Source organism: Pleomorphochaeta sp. DL1XJH-081, assembly GCF_049310885.1.
Taxonomy (GTDB): domain Bacteria; phylum Spirochaetota; class Spirochaetia; order Sphaerochaetales; family Sphaerochaetaceae; genus CAYZJV01.
This window is the reverse complement of sequence record NZ_JBMDYO010000007.1, coordinates 80234-98367: the sequence shown is the minus strand read 5'-3', so window position 1 is coordinate 98367 and position 18134 is coordinate 80234. Positions and strand designations below refer to the sequence as shown.

Below are 18134 nucleotides of genomic sequence, written 5' to 3'. Positions count from 1 at the left end.
CTGGGAGCGATCGGGATGTTCTCCTCGCTGTATGACCTCCAGCAGGTCAGCATGACGGTGTTCCAACCGCGATTGGCGAATGTGGGTACCTTCACGATGGATGTTGGAGAGCTCCTCGAATGGGCTGACTCGTTCCTCAAGCCCCGTGCCGAGCTCGCGTTCACAGGCCAAGGGGAATTCTGCTCGGGACCGCACTGCCGCTTTTGCAAGGTGAAGGCCACCTGCCGCAAGCGCGCCGAGGCTAATTTGGACCTTGCACGCTATGAGTTCGCCAAGCCTGTACTGCTGGGAGATCACGAGATTGCTGAGATCCTCACGCAAGCTGATGAGCTGGCTTCTTGGGTAAGTGATGTAAAGGCCTACGCTTTTTCGCTCCTGGAGAAAGGAGGAACGCTTGAAGGCTTCAAGCTGGTGGAAGGTCGTTCGATACGGCGCTATACCGATGAGGCCGCTGCAGCTGAGGCTGTGAGATCGGCTGGCTTCGATCCCTATGAGCACAAGGTATTGGGTATTACGGCAATGACCAATTTGCTGGGAAGGACACGTTTCAACGAGATCTTGGGTTCGCATGTAGTGAAGCCCAAAGGCAAACCGACGCTTGTGCCGGAGGGCGATAAACGGCCGGCGATCACAATACACGATTTCATGGAGGAAAAGTAAATGTCAAACACAAAAGTCATCACCGGCAAGGACACCAGATGGTCGTACCTTGCAGTCTGGGAACCCAAGTCCATCAATGGCAGCACACCAAAGTATTCGGTATCGCTGATCATCCCAAAAAGCGATAAGGCCACCGTGCAGAAAGTTAAAGCTGCCATTGAGGCTGCGTATGCCGAGGGAGAGGCGAAGCTGAAGGGAAATGGCAAGAGCGTCCCGCCACTTGCATCACTGAAGAACCCCCTGCGCGACGGGGATATCGACCGCCCCGATGATGCGGCGTATGCGAATGCGTTCTTCGTCAACGCCAACAGCGCCACCGCACCAGGGATCGTGGATGCCAATTGCAACCCGGTGATCAATCGAACGGAAGTGTACTCGGGTGTCTTTGGAAGAGCTTCTATCTCCTTCTATGCGTTCAACTCAAACGGCAACCGTGGTATCGCCTGCGGGCTGAACAACCTGCAGGTACTGCGCGACGGAGAGCCCTTGGGTGGGAGGGCGAGCGCGGAGAGCGATTTCGTCACCGATGACGAGGATGATTTCCTTGCCTGATAGAAAGCGGGGAGGGCGGTGGGTGCATCTGCCGTCCTTCCCGATCCTCCCACTACTACAGCCGATCACTGATGCCAGGAGCCTAGAATGCATTACTTGAATGTGGATATTGAATCGTATTCGTCAGAGAACCTCGCCAAGAGTGGAGTTTTTCGGTATTGCGATGCTGAGGACTTCGAGATCCTTTTGTTTGGCTACAGCGTTGATGGCGGACCGGTACAGGTGGTCGATCTCGCCCGGGGCGAAAAGATCCCTCAAGAGATACTCGGAGCGCTCACCGATACCAGTGTGGAAAAGTGGGCGTTCAACGCTGCCTTCGAGCGAATCTGTCTCTCGCGCTATTTGGGACTGCCCACAGGCACGTACCTGGATCCGTCATCCTGGCGCTGCACGATGATCTGGTCGGCGTACCTTGGACTACCACTGTCGCTCATGGGAGTGGGAGTGGTACTGGGTCTAGAGAAGCAAAAGCTCTCAGAGGGCAAAGATCTGATCCGGTACTTTTGCATCCCGTGTGCTCCTACGATCACCAATGGGGGACGCAGAAGGAATCGTCCTGCCGATGCTCCAGAGAAGTGGAATCTCTTTGTCGATTACAACAAACGTGATGTTGAAGTCGAGCTTGCCATCCACCAACGCCTAGGGAGGTTTCCTGTGCCCGATGCCATTTGGGATGAGTACCACCTGGATCAGCTTATCAATGATCGCGGCGTGCTGGTCGATCGCCAGCTGGTACGTAGTGCGATCGAGATGGATGGTCTTTCTCGGCAAGAGCTGGTGTCCCGGATGCAGGAGATCACAGACCTGGAAAATCCCAACTCGGTCGCGCAGGTGAAGACCTGGCTGGCTGAGAATGGTCTCGAGGTCGACTCGCTGGGTAAAAAGGATGTGATCTCCGCTTTGGATGGTGCTCCGCGTGAGATCAAGGAAGTGCTTGAGCTCAGGCTCCAACTGGCCAAATCGTCGATCAAGAAGTACCAGGCGATGGAGAACGTAGCTTGTTCTGACGATCGTGCTCGGGGCATGTTCCAATTTTATGGGGCGAATCGTACCGGAAGGTGGTGCCTCACCGGTGATCATGAGGTACTGACCATACACGGATGGGAGCGTTTGGATGAGTGGAAGGGTGGACTGATTGCCAGTTGGAGCCCAGTGAACGAGGGGGTGGTATTTTCCCATGCGAAAGCTCTTTGTTTCGATTATGCAGGTCCCATGTATGAATACCGCAGTAACCGCATAGCTCAAGTTAGCACACCCGATCACAAGATGTACTTCAAAAGACAAAGATGGGGGGCTTGGAGTGTCGGTACGGTGGAACAGATGGCGACAGGACCGGCGTGCATACCGTTCACCGGGTATCGGATGGTGAAGGGGCGGCCGGACAATGATGCGCTGCGGGTGCTCGTCATGACGCAGGCCGATGGACATTACGCCGAGGATGGGTCTGTCTGTTACAACTTCACCAAGCAAAGGAAGATCGAACGCTGCAAAACCCTGCTCAGAAGGGCAGCTCTGGTGTACACCCTTTCCGTCTACGATCAGGCTGACCGGAAATACCACCGCTTCCGAATCGCAAACAGGGATGTGCCAATGTGGCTCCGTCAATTTCGATCCAAGACTTACGGCACATGGCTATTTGATGAAAGCGCAGATATTTTCTTTGACGAGCTCCCCCATTGGGACGGTTATCGTCCGGCTCCCAACAGCATCCAGTATTCCACCTGCAACAAGGTGAATGCCGACATGGTCCAGGCTTTCGCCCACATGTCCGGCAGGGTGGCGAGCCTCAAGCTGAGGAAAGAGCCCCCTCATCGGTCATCTAGGATGGATAATTTTACGGTGAGCGTGTGGTTGACTCCGGGGAATTGCCATGAGATTTCCAAGAAGCCGACAATATCCGACTTCAAAGGAAAGGTCTTCTGTGCACAAACCCAATCGGGATACTTCCTGGTAAGAAGGGACGGCCGGGTGTGGGTGACAGGCAATTCAGGAAGACTAATTCAAGCCCAAAATCTGAAAAGAAACAGTATCGAGGACCTTGCTGTCGCCAGGACCTTAGTGAAGGGTGGCGATTACGAGGCGGTGAAGCTGCTCTATGGTGATGTGCCAGATACGCTTTCCCAGCTCGTCCGAACAGCCTTCATTCCGAGAAGAGGCCATCGTTTCATCGTGTCCGACTTCTCGGCGATCGAGGCACGAGTACTCTCCTGGCTCGCTGGGGAGACTTGGCGTATGGATATCTTCGCCGAGGATGGGGATATCTACTGTGCGTCTGCTTCTCAGATGTTCAAAGTTCCCGTCGAGAAACACGGTGAAAATGCCCATCTGAGGCAGAAAGGTAAGGTATCCGAATTGGCGCTTGGTTATAACGGATCGGTAGGGGCACTGAAGGCGATGGGTGCCTTGGATATGGGTCTTGCCGAGAGTGAGCTCAAGCTCTTGGTGGATGCATGGCGCCAGTCCAATCCGAACATCGTCAAGCTCTGGTGGGATGTCGACAAAACGGTGATCCAAGCAGTCAAGGATAGGTCCACGACCAATACACACGGTATAAGATTCTCCTATGAGAGTGGCTTTCTGTTCATCACCTTGCCATCTGGCCGGAGGCTCGCATATGTGAAACCCCGCATCGGTACCAACGTATTCGGTAGCGACTGTGTCACCTATGAGGGGGTGGGGGCTACGAAGAAGTGGGAACGTATCGATACATTTGGTGGAAAATTGGTAGAAAATGTTGTGCAGGCGATCAGTCGCGATCTGCTATGCTACGCCATGCAGCAACTTGAAGCCGCCGGATGCCACATCGTGATGCACATCCATGACGAAGTGGTCATTGAAGCACCGATGGACATGGAGGTCGACGAAGTCGGTAGGATCATGAGTATCGTGCCATCTTGGGCTGAAGGCTTGATGCTGAATGCGGCGGGGTATGAAGCGGAGTTTTATATGAAGGATTGAAAACTTTCACAATATTTATTACTGCGATTGGTGCTTATCTCTATTCGAGGTTATGAGTATGTTACCATTTACACTTTCAAATTAGTAAACGAGGGAGTCTACCATACTAGGTGACCCCCTCGTTTATAGTTTTCAACTAATAGCACGATATCAATATTGTAAGGCCCCCATGGACCAATTATCAGGATCTCTCTCATTTTGGGCTGAATCGTATGAAATCAGGTTGGCCACCTCTAAACTTGTTACAGAATATGTAACCCCCAATTCATCAATGTAAGCTTGTATTAAGCTGGAAGTAAGACTAACTCCTCCGAACTTAAGTGAATCGCTTGTACCGGAATTTAACGAATAGTCATTAGATGAGTAGCCGTTAAAAATCGAGGTTTTTGACCATAATGGATCTTCTGTTCCAACAGGTTCACCAATGTTTCCAATCATTTTTGATTCATCTAGTCCAGTTCTTGATGTAGTAAATTCTGATGCTTGAGTAACATAATAAACACCAGTTGTTCCTTGTGGAGCGAACCAGGCTGTTGTTAGGTCAAAGAATGCATTATGACTGATGTGTTTTGGCATAACTGTTCCAGTGCTACTATAAATTCCATACCGCGGACCTCTACTTGCTTTCGAATATAATATATTATTCGAAAGCACCGCGGATCCACTACCCAAATATATTCCGTAAGAGGTTTCATCAGCTGCTCCAGAGTCGCCACCTTCGATGGAATTATTGAGTATTAAGGGATTACTGTTTGATGAGTAAATTCCGTAGACAGGACCGCCAAAACTCGTTATTCGACCCACATTAATGACATTTCCTGCGACTACCATATTTGAAGAGGATAAATACAGTCCATAGGCAAGAGAAGCCCCACTCGTTGTTGAAATCTGATTGTTAATCAAAACCGAAGGAGAGTTAGTAGCATAGTATGCTACACCACTGCCAGCAAATGCACTTTCCAAGGATTGAATAGAATTTCCAGTAATTACGCTATTGGAACTGTTTTCATAGATAGCTCTTGTCCCCAACGTTGCTCCAAAGGAGCTTGTTGGCCCTCCTCCTTTCGCCATTATGTTGCTGTCAATAATTGTCGAGGATGAATCGATGTTATGGATTCCATAAGAGTATCCATAGAATCCACTGGAATTCAGGCCTTGACTTGAAATTGATGAATTATCAACAATTACCTCGGTAGCTTGGTTGTTCTGCATTCCTATTGTATTGCTGCCACCAAATGAGGTTTCAACCTCAGATGACTCACCGTTGGTAAAAGCCTGTATGCGTAACATAGCTGCAGCCAAGATCACTGTGGTAAATAAGAGTCATGTTCCGCTCTCTATCAAACAAGAGGTAGGGCTCACGGTGGAATCTGTACTACTGTTACAGGATGACTATAGTCTGTATGCCTTTCCATTGGATGAGATACCGTTTGACCATCTACTGCAGGACTTGGATTCCCATCTACTCTCTGCTTTGGCCTTTAGATTCGTAGAAACAGGTCATACTGGTTACTTTGATCTGCAAAACTGTACCTTGTTCATTCAAGGGCCGTCTTGGCGCTTCAGTAGGTTTCCATGGCTGAAACGGGAACCGGCACTTGTCACACAGACCTATGCCTATATGGTGCTTGTAGCTGGGAAAGAACGATCGGTTGTAGCATGTGATGGAAGTGAAAAGCGCGAGTGTTTGTTTTGTGAACAATTTGCAGGTGAAGTTATCAGCGTGATCCATCGACTGATATTCAGAGCTGCCATTACGGGAGATATGCCTGAAGAACCCTATTTCAATCCTCGTGGAGCGTGGGAAGAGGCTATGAAAGATTGGCAGGTGTTATTAGCACACGATGATTGGGAACACCTATTTGAGACACTATGCAGCCCCGACTATCAAAAGCATACGATGGATTCGACTTGGTTATCTCTGATCAATGAATCGTATCGAGCCGACTATGCAATGCTGAAAGAGGTGCTTCGTTTCTTGTATGACTGGGTAGAGCAGGTATTGGAAACAGAGGAGGGCATTACAGCTTATTGCATATGGTAGACAATAAAGAGTTCATGAGAATTTTAGAAGAAGCATATTGGTGGAAGGTAGACTCCTATACAGAATATGACGAGCATGCAATCGCTATCGAGCTAGTGATGATGCAGGTTATCGATACATCAGCGATAGCCTTAGCTGATGGGTTCCCTCCGAGGAGGGAGATTGGTCGATATCGTTTATACCGGATTACCTCTGGGTCAAAACAACTACCGGAAAAAGAGGCCTCGACCGAAGAGTTTGCTAAACGATGTAAAGCTGAGAGTGAACAGTTAGGATATCCGGTCATGGTCACGTGGCGAGATGGAAGACCAAGATCTCATCCAATGGATTGGTATTCTGTAGTACAAAAGGAAGGCAATTCTTTCTTTCTCAGATCATGGGATGGAAAGATCTTCGATACGGTAAAGGCCTTCGCCTTGGCCTTCAATCGAGAGCATATGGGAGCATGGGAATACCTGCTAAAAGATAATCGATGGCACTACGAAGATGAAGAAATTTCTTACCACTATAATTACAGTGGAAAAGGGGTCCCTGATAAACTGGATCTCTCTCTGCAGCTCGTTCAAAAGCACACCTCAATTGGAAAGGTGACTGCAGGCCTTTGTCGACAAGAGGGACAAATCTACGTCCCCTGTGTTATGAATAACGAGACAGGTAAAGGGTTTTTCTTTCGGGTCCCCTATGAAACTGTGATCGAGATAACAGCAAGAGATATTCCTAAAGGGGCTCCATTCACCCCCTTCCAACAATTACAAGCTATAGAGAAGCTTGTTCCAAAGATCGTGTATGATTTAGAGGGATGGAAGATTCATTCAAGTGAAGATTTAGTAATTGATGTTGATGTCAAATCCACTACCACTGGTAAGATACCTATCAGAAATCGATACCGATTGCCAATCGGTTACTACAAAAAGAGACTGAGTACGGAAGATAGCTCAGTGCTCATCTTTCAGGCATTGGATAGCAACACGAGTGAAGCCCTGCGCGAAGAAAAAATGGATTTGGTATTCGACCTAGAGCGTGTAGATCGGTTTTGGAGTGAAAGCATTTTCACCCATCCTTGGATCAATGCATATGGGCATCTGGAATTTCTCAACGGAGCGAGCTTTGCCCCTTCATGGATCGTACACAGAGGAATGCTAGTAGCGGTTTTAAAATCGGATTAAAAACTTCTTCGAACGATGGTGAAAGAGACCGAATACCACAATAATCATACGTCGCAATTTTACGGCGTATGTTCCCTCCCAATCGTGTATTCTGATTTAAGTATATGAAGCAATGCGTCTTGGAGAGTAGATCAATTTGGGCTAGATTTTTAGTTATGAGGCATAGATGATTTTCGGCTAGATTAATTATGAGGCAATGCGATATGTTGACAAAGTTGGCGATAATATCTAGAGTGCTGTAGTCAAGAGGAGTTGTACTTAATGACAAAGGGACAATCTGAGGCGAGAATAAGCGAAGCGGTAAGTGCCTTTGAAATGAATTACATGGGACGTGGTCCCAAACAAATTAAAACGACAATTTGTCAAGACTTGATAATTATTCGGCTAAAGGGCTTCCTAAGTCAGGTTGAAAGAAAACTGGCAGAGAGTAGTCAGGGCGTTGAGTTGTTGAAGCAGGTCAGGACCAGTTTGTTTGAAAGTGCTTGTGAATATTTTGAGAAGCAAATCAAAGAAGTGGTCGATGTCAATATTGTAAGTTTGCATTCCGATGTCAGTACGCGGACAGGGGAGAAGGTTATAGTCATTACGTTGGCAGAAAATTTGGAGAATACATTTTCCAAGTAGTAGTTTGAACATATAGAATTTTATCAGAGGACCCAAAGGTTCTCTTGGAAGACAAAGGAAAGGGTTTTAAACCAGTTCCGAAGTAATCCAGTGTTTGTCGGTAGTTGCCGATAGATGCTGGATTTTTTTTGGCCCAAAGAGGCATGCAGGCAAACTGCAAGGAGGACACCATAGATGGTGGGTAAGAGAGTCAGTACAGGTGTATCGTTTTCGAAGGAATCGCACTGCAATTCAAGTAAGGATCTATTGCAGTCGAAGGAATTCTACCTGCTTATGGAGTTGTACTGCAACAACATAGCAGAGAAAGATGGGAATCAGGTTGCGTTACTCAATCAGCATTTCACCGAAGAAGGGTATGTAGATTGTTGGCGCATACCCCATTTGATGCTCGACATACACGAGAAGAACTATGAATCACATCTTAGCACGCTAGATTCTACAGATTTCCTGTCTGGATTCTTCGATTTTTTGTTTGGATTTTACAACTACACCATGGGGATGTATGAACCCTATCTGCTAGGAGCATGGGCGTCTGAGAACGAAAAGGAAGCTTTGCTTCATATCGCCATGTGCAGGGATCAGACAAATCTCATCATGGATACCATGAGTCAGATAATTGAGAACCTTGATCACTATAAAATCACGGGAAGGGGAAACTAATGAGCAATATGATAGAAAAAATGGTTTTGCCAAAGGAATTGCAAGTAGTATTGTCAAAAGGGAACAAGGTAATGATTCCCGAAACCAGGCAAGAGATGTTGGAAGCAGCGATGGGTGGAAAAGGCTGCGACTATTTTGAGGTGTCGTACGATGTTCCCGGTAAAGGAAGCATAGTCGAGGCGACTGTCGCTAGATGCAAGAATGGTGCTGTCGTCAACTACCCTGATCTCTACATGAGACGTCGTGATCCTAACTGCATGTTGATAGCTGATCAAGGCGATACCGACAAGACTCGCTATTTTGAAAAGTATGGAACCGATTTCTCTACACTTAGAGAACTAACCTTCGATTGGTTATCTACAACGGATCTGATTCTGATGCCTTTCACCGCGGGAATCAAGGAGATGGGAGGTCCTGCATTATTGGTGGCTCCGGCTAATGCCGGGTTCTTCGCTGGTGGACTAGCTGATCTCCAGGGATTCATACCGGCTAGTGAGATTCCTGAGGGTTTTACACCAACAGCAATCATCTACCTTGCACCAACGTTCCGACATACCCATTTCAATGGAAAGCAAATGGTAGTGCACAATAGGTTGGAAACAGTGTATGAGATGTTTGCTTATAATCTATATCCAGGACCCAGTGCGAAAAAAGGTGTCTACGGCGTACTCCTGGACATTGGTGAAAAAGAGGGATGGGTTACCGCCCATGGATCGACTGTGATGGTAGTCACACCCTATGACAACGTAATCACTATTATGCATGAGGGAGCCAGTGGCGGTGGAAAGAGTGAAATGATTGAGAAGATTCACAGAGAAATGGATGGAAGAATTCTTCTCAGTCAGAACACATTGACGAATGAAAAGATGTACCTCGACTTGATTGAGCCCTGTGAACTTAATCCAGTGACCGACGATATGGCTTTGTGCCACCCTGCAATGCAAAACTCGAGTGGGAAGCTTGTAGTGGGGGATGCTGAGGACGGTTGGTTCCTCCGAACTAACCACATCACAAAGTATGGTACTGATCCATACCTAGAGGAATTGACTATACATCCCCAAGAACCGCTTATTTTCCTCAATTACGAAACCTCCCCTGGTTCTACCTGTTTGATCTGGGAACACACCTTGGATGCTCCTGGCAAACCTTGTCCAAATCCTCGGGTTATCATGCCCCGAAGACTGGTGACGAAGATTGTCGATCAACCTGTCGAAATCGACATCCGGAGTTTTGGCGTACGGACACCTCCTTGCTCAATGGAACATCCAACCTACGGTATTATTGGCCTGTTCCATATCCTCCCTCCGGCTTTGGCCTGGCTATGGAGGTTGGTGGCCCCTCGAGGACACGACAATCCAAGCATCACCGATACGGAAGGTATGAGTAGTGAGGGAGTCGGTTCCTATTGGCCTTTCGCTACCGGGAGGATGGTCGATCAGGCAAACCTGTTGCTCAAGCAGATTGTGGATTATCCGAATACCCGCTATATATTGGTTCCCAACCAGTATATCGGAATATACAAAGTCGGATTCATGCCACAATGGATCGCGCGGGAATATCTTGCGAGACGGGGCAGTGCCAAATTCCAACCACATCAACTCAATACTTCCCGAAATCCACTCCTTGGATATTCCATTGCTAACGTGAAAGTAGATGGAGTCAATATTCCCAAAGAATTGCTGGAAGTCAACCGGCAGATTGAGGTAGGAGAACAGGGCTATGATGCGGGGTCAATCATTCTTTCGAACTTTTTCAAGAAGGAGTTGGAGAAATTCCTGACTCCTGAATTAGATCATCTAGGACGCAGAATCATTGAGACATGTCTGAACGATGGAGCGCTAGAAGAATATGTAAAACTAATTCAAATGAGGATATAAGCATGTTTTCCATCATATTCACTCGCAGAAATTATTAAGGAGATTCTATCGAATGATACTTATCATGTTTGGAGCGCCTGGTGTTGGAAAAGGAAGCCAGGCGAGATTTCTTTCGGAAGCATTGCAAATTCCACATATCTCGACCGGGGATTTATTTCGTGAAAATGTTGCTAACCGTACCGAACTGGGAAAGCTAGTGAAAATCCATATGGATAACGGATCGCTGGTGCCGGATGAGATGACCATAGGATTAATAATGGATCGGATTCGTCAAGCCGACTGCAAGCAAGGATTCATTCTTGACGGATTTCCGAGAACGATTTCCCAAGTTGAGCATTTAGAAAAGAGCTTGAAAGCAGAAATGCGGGCTATCGATACAGTAGTCAATATTACTCTGGATGATGCGAAAATCATTGATCGTGTGACGGGTAGGCGTATCTGTCCATCATGTAATTCTGTCTACCATCTGGCATACCATAAACCTTACAGTGTGGGTCGATGCAACAACTGCACTACCGATCTCGTACAACGGGTCGATGACACAGAATCAACTGTATTGAGGAGATTACAAGTGTACTATGCCCAAACGGAACCGGTGCTATCATATCTAAGAGACAGGTATGCGGTGGTGGATGTAGTAAGTGAAGACGATATCAACGATACGACGCGAAAAATTTATAGTAGCCTGGATCTGGCTGTACATGGGGCTTCCAATAAAGATGCTCGATATATGCGATTGCCCAGCGGTTGTGCTTGATCTATAAATTGAACGAGTGGGGAGGGACCAGTATATGGTCCCCTCTCCCGAGCGAATACAAGCAACGTAGGCATCCTCGGGTCATCACTTCCGCTGGAGATTGAATGATGTTCTTTGCGGCAGGACACCTGCTCATTTAGCTATTAAAATGGAACTAATGAAGTATTTTCATTCAATCTCAGAATCATCATTGACGTGGGCCTTTGGATCCTTTCGGAGCAAACTTCGTTATCTATGGGTCCACGATTGTGCGGTACTTTGTAAAATCGTAGTTTTCGATACGGCACCCGATTTGTTTTTTCGTCTACAAAGTTGCTCGTCTCCTATGAGTTTATTTCTGAAGAAAAACAGTAAGGACCAATAGGTGGCTAGCAAGGAGAAACCCTTAACAGTCAGTTGGCCTTATCATGTGGCTTAATGGTTATTTGCAGCTTTTCGAAGTCTATTATTGACTGCGATTCCAATTCCGGTTTCCGGTAGTAGCTTAACCACGATCAGTGAGAGTGATAGGCGATCGAGCTTTCTCATTGCCTGATACAATCGTTTAGCGGCCTCTTTCGGATCTGAAGAGAGACTCAGATATTCTACCGGTCCATGAAAGTCTTCAGTACTTTTTCCAAAGAGAAGTACACCCACATCACTTCTTGATGCATAATCGCTCGGATTTTCGACTATTTGGAGTGGGGTGGCTGTAGCGTAGTGGCTGGGGAGCATACCGGGACTGGTCGTTGATTCCTCAACGCTGTCGTGTTGATCCGACAATACTTTGCCGATACATGCCTCTATAGCCTTCTGGTCTATGCCCCCGGGTCTAAGAATCCTAGGTGTCTTTCCAAGAAATGATATCACGGTAGATTCGATACCCACGATGCATGCCCCTCCGTCGATAATCGCATCGTATGTTCCCCCCAACTGTTGCTCCACATGTTGTGCGGTTGTCGGGCTTGTACAACCGAAAAGGTTTGCACTTGGGGCGGCAATCGGTTTACCTGCGAGGCGAATCAGTTCGCGGGCCAATGGATTACTGGGCATTCTTATTGCTACCGAAGGACTATCGGCAGTCACTATCGAAGGTACCAATGAGGATTTGGGAAGCACGACAGTCAACGGTCCAGGCCAAAAATGTGCTGTTAACGCTTTTGCTTTCTCAGGAAATTCGGTCACTAACGGTAGCATCTGCTTCGTATCGGACACATGTACGATCAACGGGTCGTAGAATGGACGTTTTTTGGCTGCAAAGATCTTTTGAACAGCTACCGGATTTGTCGCATCCGCACCGAGTCCATAGACGGTCTCCGTCGGTAGGACGACGAGGCCGCCTTCTCTCAAAATTCCCGCTCCTTCTTGGAGGCCTTGAAGGAGGTTTTTGTAGGGAGAAGGATGAGACAGTATCCAAGATGCCATATCACTATAGGTGTGAAAGCAGATAGTGAGCACTTCTGGAAGAACTGTTTCTGTTCCAAGATTCTTCAGGTCACAAAAGATCGATAATTTTGTACCAGCTTGAACGAGAAGTCTGCGTTCGACAGGGATACCATAGTTTCGTGAGAATTCCTCAATATGGGTACGTGTTGAGTCTTCACTTTGGGAGAATGTATCTTTTCCAGTCAGGTAATCTGCGGTTTCAGAGAATTTGACTTCAGATTCTAATAGGAGGGAACTTAGATGAGATTCAGTTGGATGATCCGAAATCTCTCCTTCTCCTGCAATCACCAGATGGTGGTGATGTTGCAATTCGTGCAATGCAGAAACTACGTCATCGACAACCCCCCGATGGTTCGCTGGCATGTTGGAAGAAAATAGTTCATCGGTAAGGGATTTCTTTTCGAGAAAGATGACCAAACCATTGGAATAATCCTTTTTGATGTGGTTTTCGTTCTGCAATGTCATCAACAATCTCCTCTATATGTATGTTCTGAAGCCATTTGTGTTCAATCCAATGCATTATATACGTACTATGAGAGCCGAATCAACAGATTGCTCTGATATCTGCAGTGCATTTGTTGGAGGGACTTTGATCAAGTTGGTGATGTGGTTGAAGTAGAATGTGATATAGTAATAAGAGCTAAGCATAGGGGAGGGAAGTACTCTGAAACGTATACTCATACTGCATACTGGCGGGACCTTCGGAATGTTGGAGAAGGAGGGGGTATGGAAACCCAATGAACGTATCTCCAAAGACGATCTTCTATCGGTCGTACCCGAATTAGAACTGCTTGCACAAATCGATGTGGTGGTCCCCTATATCCAAGATAGTGCCGAGTTGACGTTGGGACATATCAATCTGCTTGCTTCTACCATTGCTGACAATCGTGATGCATTCGATGGATTTGTGGTAATCCACGGTACCGATACGATGGCCTACTCGGCTTCTGCACTCTCTTTCATGTTGGCGGGTCTTGGCAAACCGGTGGTATTCACAGGTTCCCAACGTCCTTTCATGCAGATACGAACGGATGCGAAAAGCAATCTGATCAATTCAGTCGAGATTGCTGCCAGTTCCTTCAATGAGATCGCATTATTCTTTGGAAACAAGTTATTGCGTGGTAATCGGACCACCAAGGTCTCGACTTGGAAGTTTGAGGCATTCGATAGTCCAAACTTTCCCACTCTTGGTGAAGCCGGGGTGAATATCAACTTCAACCTCTACCCGGTGGGCAATCCCACATTAGAAGCACAAGAGTTCCAACCGTTCAGCAAACTGAGGGAGACGGTGTTCGTGATTCATCTGTTTCCCGGTCTGCAGAATACCGACTTGGATTTTCTGCTACACAATGAGCGTATTGAAGCATTCATCATCGTAGCTTACGGGGCGGGAAATATGCCTACAGGGAAGGATTCGGGGTTGGTTGGTTTCATCACCTTAGCGATTGAACAAGGAAAGATAGTCGTAATAGCTACTCAATGTACCCATGGTCGTGTATCGCTCGATATCTATGAGAGTGCCCGTATCGTAAAACAGTTGCGGGTGCTGGGATGCAAGGATATGACTCTGGAAGCCGCTGTGATGAAACTCACCTATCTCCTGAGTCGTTATGATGATGACCGCCAAAAGGTTCGTACGTTATTCGAGATGAATATCGCCGGAGAAATCACCGATGAGCACCATATTGTGCGATGATGTGTACAGCGTAATTACCAGATAATGTAACCATTGGAATGCAGACGGTTGTCATCTGGTTTTTCCCCCGGGGATTAATTATCTCCTAAAATAGAGTATTCTGTGGGAGAAAAACAAAGCAGGTGGGATAAAGATGCGCGAATTCGATTACAGCAAATTGAGAGAAAGCTCATGGGATGCCGAGATACTCTCGTTCGTCGCACAGATACGTGAGTATAAGGGTAGGCAAGAGTTATACCTTAGGCAGAAGCCGATTGAGCTGGAACGGCTGGTCGAAGTGGCAAAGATCCAGAGCACTGACAGTTCGAACAGGATCGAGGGTATTGGGACATCTAATGCTCGAATGAAACAACTGGTGGAGAATCGGACTACACCCCGGAATCGGGATGAACAGGAGATTGTGGGTTATCGTGACGTGCTAAACACAATCTGCGAAAGCTATGAATATATTCCACTCACAGGTGATGTCATCCTACAGTTGCACCGGGACCTGCTTTCGTATACCGACAGGACGTTCGGGAAGAAGTTTAAAAACACCCAGAATTACATCAACGAGACCCATGCGGACGGTAGTTCCTTCACCCGATTCACTCCGATTGAACCATTTGAGACACCGGAAGCCGTAGATGCGGTCTGCACTAGCTATCGGGAGGCTCTTGCCAAGCAAGTGTTGGATTCGCTGATCTTGATTCCCCTATTTATCTGCGACTTTTTGTGTATTCATCCATTCAATGATGGCAACGGGAGGTTGAGTCGACTGCTTACCACGCTGTTGCTGTACCAAAGTGGCTTCATGGTGGGCAAATACATCAGTATCGAACAGAAGATTGAGAAAACTAAAGATACGTACTACGACGTATTGGAGAAAGTCTCCAGCGGATGGCATGAGGGTAAGAACGACTACACTTCCTTCATCAAATATTTTCTCGGCATCGTTTTGAACTGTTATCGTGACCTCGAGGAAAGGCTTGGTTCGATGGATTATAAAAGTACCCCATATGAGATCGTGCGCAAAGCTGTGGACAGCACCTTGGGAGTGTTCACCAAAGCACAGATCCTTGAGCTCTGCCCAAGTATCGGAAGTTCCTCAGTAGAGGCTGCGCTTAAGCGCCTCAAGGAAGAGGGATACATCCTCAGCCAAGGTAACGGCAGAAACACCGCCTACTTGCGATCTCCGACCACATATAATCTCCCGCGGTAGTGATCATGTGGGAGTTTAATAAAACACCCGGGAGAATCTATTCGGTTTCAAAGCTGGGAAGGTAAAAGAGTACATTTCACAAGTAGCGTCTTGCATTCACTGCTCTGTACGATCCATCGGCGAATATACCTTTGAGTACTTCCCCCAGTTTGTTTGCATCACCCTTTAGGATTTCCAGATCGACTGTGGCTGATTTAATTACTTCTCCATTATTGCTCTACTTTTCGATGAGTAATGGTGTTAATAATGTACAGGCTATGGCCTGAGATTTAGCAGAACTTACCTAAGGATTGTACTGGCGGGAATGTGATAATGTTCTGAGTATTTATTACTAGGTAAAACAGATACAGAGAAGGAAACCACCGAACGCGATCCGTTACAGTGGTTTCCTAATATGACGGTTTTTGCTTTTGTGAGTGACTAGAATGTTCTGATAGGTCGCACTCTACAAGAGCTGATTTTTCCTGCACTCTTAGATCCGTCGCCAAAATCTTCAATTGTTCCGTAGGTTTTCGTTCTATCTGATGATTCAGAAGATCTCCTATAAGAAGATTTTCCATTCGGTTAAATGCCCTTTTGGCGTGCATTTCATTTTACCGCGCGCAAAAATATTCTTATAAAGATTTTCCTTGAGAATATTAAAAATATGAAATATAATTTAACTAAACGTAGAAATAATACGTGAAAAGGAAATAAAAATATGATAAAAGAATTTTCTGTAGAAAATTATCGTTCTATCAAGACAAAACAGACGCTAAGTTTTCTTCCAAATAGTAAAATACATAATGGGTCGGATGAGTATCTTCTCACCCGAATCAATAGCTCTGTGAGTCTCCTCAAGGTCTGTGTTTTGTATGGGTACAACGCATCGGGGAAATCAAATATGTTACACGCACTGGACTTTGTACGGAACTTGGTATTATCCGGTCCGGAGACCAAGGATGAGGAAACCGGATTCACTCCATTCTTATTGGATCCTATAGCCCAAGCGCAACCGGGAACATTCTCATTGATTTTCTACATCGAAGGTATTCAATATGAATACTTAGTTTGCTTGGATTCACAGCGAATACTATGGGAAGTTCTCCGTTTTACTCCAGAGAAAAGGATAGCCACACTCTTTTCACGCAATTATGACACAGAGAAATCTGTTTCTAAACTCAATTTTGGCTCCAAATGCACTCTATCTGCAAAGGAAAGGACGATTCTGAATGGAAATACCCTTGAGAACTCCACCACGTTATTTGCCTATCAGAAGAGTAATATCCATTCTCCGGTACTGGATACCGTCATTTCATATTTCAGGAAAAACCTGATGCCCCTAATCACCCCAAATCATCGCTTGAGGGAATGGAGTAGAAATCGATTGGAAGCAGATGCCAAACAGAAACAGTTTTTTGTGACATTCTTGGCAAAAGCCGACTTTCAGATAGCTGACCTTGAGATACGGAACGGGATCATTCCTATCGATGAAACCCTACTGGATAAGTTTGCAGAGCAGGGCGCCCCGAAAAGTCTCTTGGAAAAATTGAAAAATGACAACCAATTGGAAGTAAAGGAATTACTATTTTTACACGCTACAACCCAAGGAACCTATCAGATTTCTTCAGAGGATGAATCTGCAGGAACCATGCGTTACTTCGGGTTAGGAGGTGTGCTACAGCAGCTGATTGGGTCTTCTCATGTGGCCGCGATTGATGAATTGGAATCTTCCTTGCATCCAGATCTCGTCTCCTTTTTCTTGCAAATGTTCTTGCTGAATGCCAACAACTCCCAACTCATCGTCACCACCCATGCACAATACCTCATGGAACAGGATTATATGCGCAATGACATGGTTTGGTTTTGTGAGAAACAGGATAGTGGCACAAGTGAGTATTACAGCGCACAAGATTTCAAACTCCACAAAAACAATAATCTGGCTAATTTCTACCAAGCCGGAAAGCTTGGCGCGAAACCAGTTTTAGGAAGTCCTCTCTTGGGAAAGGACAAACAATGAGAAAAACGAAACAACTTAAGAAATCCATAGGAGTTGTGGGAGAGGGACTGACTGAGAGAATGTATTTTGATTACATTAGTTGTATGTAAAGATGAAAAACGGTCCAGTGAGTATTTCTGGGGTTAATGAGAATAGGGATAGACCTTAATGAGCCAAAAAACAGGCTCTTTTAAAAAAGACATTTTCTTTCGATTCACAATCTATCCAAGTTGTGGTAAATGTCGAACCCTTATAAAACTCAACAACGGCTGCATCTTGGAACAGTCGTTGCTTCAACGTTTGGGAAAACACACAAGTTGTTCTCGTGAATGAATGCTAACTAGGTTGCCTCCGGATGTCAAGGATACGTATTCAATTCAATGAGTGCAATACGGATTAAGAACGATATTTTGCCCATACTAATGGGCCTTTTCATGTGGAAGTAAAGCTGGGTAATAGCGTTTTATATAAACCATATGAGATAAAAGCGATGCTTATAATTGAATACGTAAGGAAAAAAGAGCGTAGGCATAGCG

14 protein-coding genes are annotated in these 18134 nt (G+C 46.2%); 12 read left to right on the top strand and 2 right to left on the bottom strand.

Annotation, left to right across the window (positions count from 1 at the left end; translation table 11 throughout):
- From ACODJP_RS11435 to ACODJP_RS11425, 3 genes are all read left to right on the top strand, one after another.
- Positions 1-660, top strand: a 660-nt coding sequence (locus ACODJP_RS11435; RefSeq protein WP_422481589.1) for a DUF2800 domain-containing protein, incomplete at its 5' end; no start/stop codon positions are given.
- On the top strand, positions 661-1212 hold the full coding sequence (locus ACODJP_RS11430; RefSeq protein WP_422481587.1) for a DUF2815 family protein: 552 nt from the start codon (positions 661-663) through the stop codon (positions 1210-1212).
- An 87-nt stretch (positions 1213-1299) separates the two neighbouring features.
- Complete coding sequence (locus tag ACODJP_RS11425) at positions 1300-4170, top strand: DNA polymerase (protein WP_422481585.1); 2871 nt, start codon at positions 1300-1302, stop codon at positions 4168-4170.
- Positions 4171-4320: 150 nt separating this feature from the next.
- Here the strand turns inward: ACODJP_RS11425 and ACODJP_RS11420 are convergent, their stop codons facing one another.
- On the bottom strand, positions 4321-5460 hold the full coding sequence (locus ACODJP_RS11420) for a hypothetical protein (RefSeq protein ID WP_422481583.1): 1140 nt from the start codon (positions 5458-5460) through the stop codon (positions 4321-4323).
- On the opposite strand from ACODJP_RS11420, the gene ACODJP_RS11415 reads away from it, so the two are divergent.
- The 6 genes from ACODJP_RS11415 to ACODJP_RS11390 all read left to right on the top strand — a co-directional run bounded on the left by ACODJP_RS11415 (position 5450) and on the right by ACODJP_RS11390 (position 11298).
- Positions 5450-6214: a hypothetical protein gene (locus tag ACODJP_RS11415; RefSeq protein WP_422481581.1), complete on the top strand. Its 765-nt coding sequence runs from the start codon at positions 5450-5452 to the stop codon at positions 6212-6214. The two genes, ACODJP_RS11420 and ACODJP_RS11415, sit on opposite strands and share 11 nt — an antisense overlap.
- Positions 6208-7380 (top strand): hypothetical protein, encoded by a 1173-nt coding sequence (locus ACODJP_RS11410; RefSeq protein ID WP_422481579.1) that lies wholly within the window; start codon positions 6208-6210, stop codon positions 7378-7380. The genes ACODJP_RS11415 and ACODJP_RS11410 overlap by 7 nt, the downstream gene beginning before the upstream one ends.
- Positions 7381-7641: 261 nt before the next feature.
- Positions 7642-8004, top strand: coding sequence for a DUF2294 domain-containing protein (locus tag ACODJP_RS11405; RefSeq protein ID WP_422481577.1), 363 nt, complete (start codon positions 7642-7644; stop codon positions 8002-8004).
- A 174-nt stretch (positions 8005-8178) separates the two neighbouring features.
- Complete coding sequence (locus ACODJP_RS11400) at positions 8179-8664, top strand: hypothetical protein (protein WP_422481575.1); 486 nt, start codon at positions 8179-8181, stop codon at positions 8662-8664.
- Entirely contained in the window at positions 8664-10541 is a 1878-nt protein-coding gene (locus ACODJP_RS11395; protein WP_422481573.1) for a DUF4914 family protein, read from the top strand. The genes ACODJP_RS11400 and ACODJP_RS11395 overlap by 1 nt, the downstream gene beginning before the upstream one ends.
- Positions 10542-10593: 52 nt before the next feature.
- Positions 10594-11298, top strand: coding sequence for an adenylate kinase (locus ACODJP_RS11390; RefSeq protein WP_422481571.1), 705 nt, complete (start codon positions 10594-10596; stop codon positions 11296-11298).
- Between the two features lie 414 nt (positions 11299-11712).
- Here the strand turns inward: ACODJP_RS11390 and ACODJP_RS11385 are convergent, their stop codons facing one another.
- Complete coding sequence (locus ACODJP_RS11385; RefSeq protein ID WP_422481569.1) at positions 11713-13188, bottom strand: L-threonylcarbamoyladenylate synthase; 1476 nt, start codon at positions 13186-13188, stop codon at positions 11713-11715.
- A gap of 181 nt (positions 13189-13369) precedes the next feature.
- Here ACODJP_RS11385 and ACODJP_RS11380 point away from each other — a divergent pair, with 181 nt between their 5' ends.
- From ACODJP_RS11380 to ACODJP_RS11370, 3 genes are all read left to right on the top strand, one after another.
- Entirely contained in the window at positions 13370-14419 is a 1050-nt protein-coding gene (locus ACODJP_RS11380) for an asparaginase (RefSeq protein WP_422481595.1), read from the top strand.
- Positions 14420-14552: 133 nt separating this feature from the next.
- Complete coding sequence (locus ACODJP_RS11375) at positions 14553-15620, top strand: Fic family protein (RefSeq protein ID WP_422481567.1); 1068 nt, start codon at positions 14553-14555, stop codon at positions 15618-15620.
- 700 nt (positions 15621-16320) lie between these two features.
- A complete protein-coding gene (locus ACODJP_RS11370; RefSeq protein WP_422481565.1) occupies positions 16321-17619 on the top strand; it encodes an AAA family ATPase in 1299 nt (432 codons plus the stop codon).
- Positions 17620-18134: the final 515 nt, after the last annotated feature.

What these genes read in the sequence shown, in the direction of transcription:
- ACODJP_RS11405 (WP_422481577.1), top strand. Translation starts at nt 7,642, where the DNA reads ATGACAAAGGGACAATCTGAGGCGAGAATAAGCGAAGCGGTAAGTGCC.
- ACODJP_RS11415 (WP_422481581.1), top strand. Translation starts at nt 5,450, where the DNA reads ATGCGTAACATAGCTGCAGCCAAGATCACTGTGGTAAATAAGAGTCAT.
- ACODJP_RS11375 (WP_422481567.1), top strand. Translation starts at nt 14,553, where the DNA reads ATGCGCGAATTCGATTACAGCAAATTGAGAGAAAGCTCATGGGATGCC.
- ACODJP_RS11400 (WP_422481575.1), top strand. Translation starts at nt 8,179, where the DNA reads ATGGTGGGTAAGAGAGTCAGTACAGGTGTATCGTTTTCGAAGGAATCG.
- ACODJP_RS11425 (WP_422481585.1), top strand. Translation starts at nt 1,300, where the DNA reads ATGCATTACTTGAATGTGGATATTGAATCGTATTCGTCAGAGAACCTC.
- ACODJP_RS11385 (WP_422481569.1), bottom strand. Translation starts at nt 13,188, where the DNA reads ATGACATTGCAGAACGAAAACCACATCAAAAAGGATTATTCCAATGGT.
- ACODJP_RS11430 (WP_422481587.1), top strand. Translation starts at nt 661, where the DNA reads ATGTCAAACACAAAAGTCATCACCGGCAAGGACACCAGATGGTCGTAC.
- ACODJP_RS11410 (WP_422481579.1), top strand. Translation starts at nt 6,208, where the DNA reads ATGGTAGACAATAAAGAGTTCATGAGAATTTTAGAAGAAGCATATTGG.
- ACODJP_RS11420 (WP_422481583.1), bottom strand. Translation starts at nt 5,460, where the DNA reads ATGTTACGCATACAGGCTTTTACCAACGGTGAGTCATCTGAGGTTGAA.
- ACODJP_RS11370 (WP_422481565.1), top strand. Translation starts at nt 16,321, where the DNA reads ATGATAAAAGAATTTTCTGTAGAAAATTATCGTTCTATCAAGACAAAA.
- ACODJP_RS11395 (WP_422481573.1), top strand. Translation starts at nt 8,664, where the DNA reads ATGAGCAATATGATAGAAAAAATGGTTTTGCCAAAGGAATTGCAAGTA.
- ACODJP_RS11390 (WP_422481571.1), top strand. Translation starts at nt 10,594, where the DNA reads ATGATACTTATCATGTTTGGAGCGCCTGGTGTTGGAAAAGGAAGCCAG.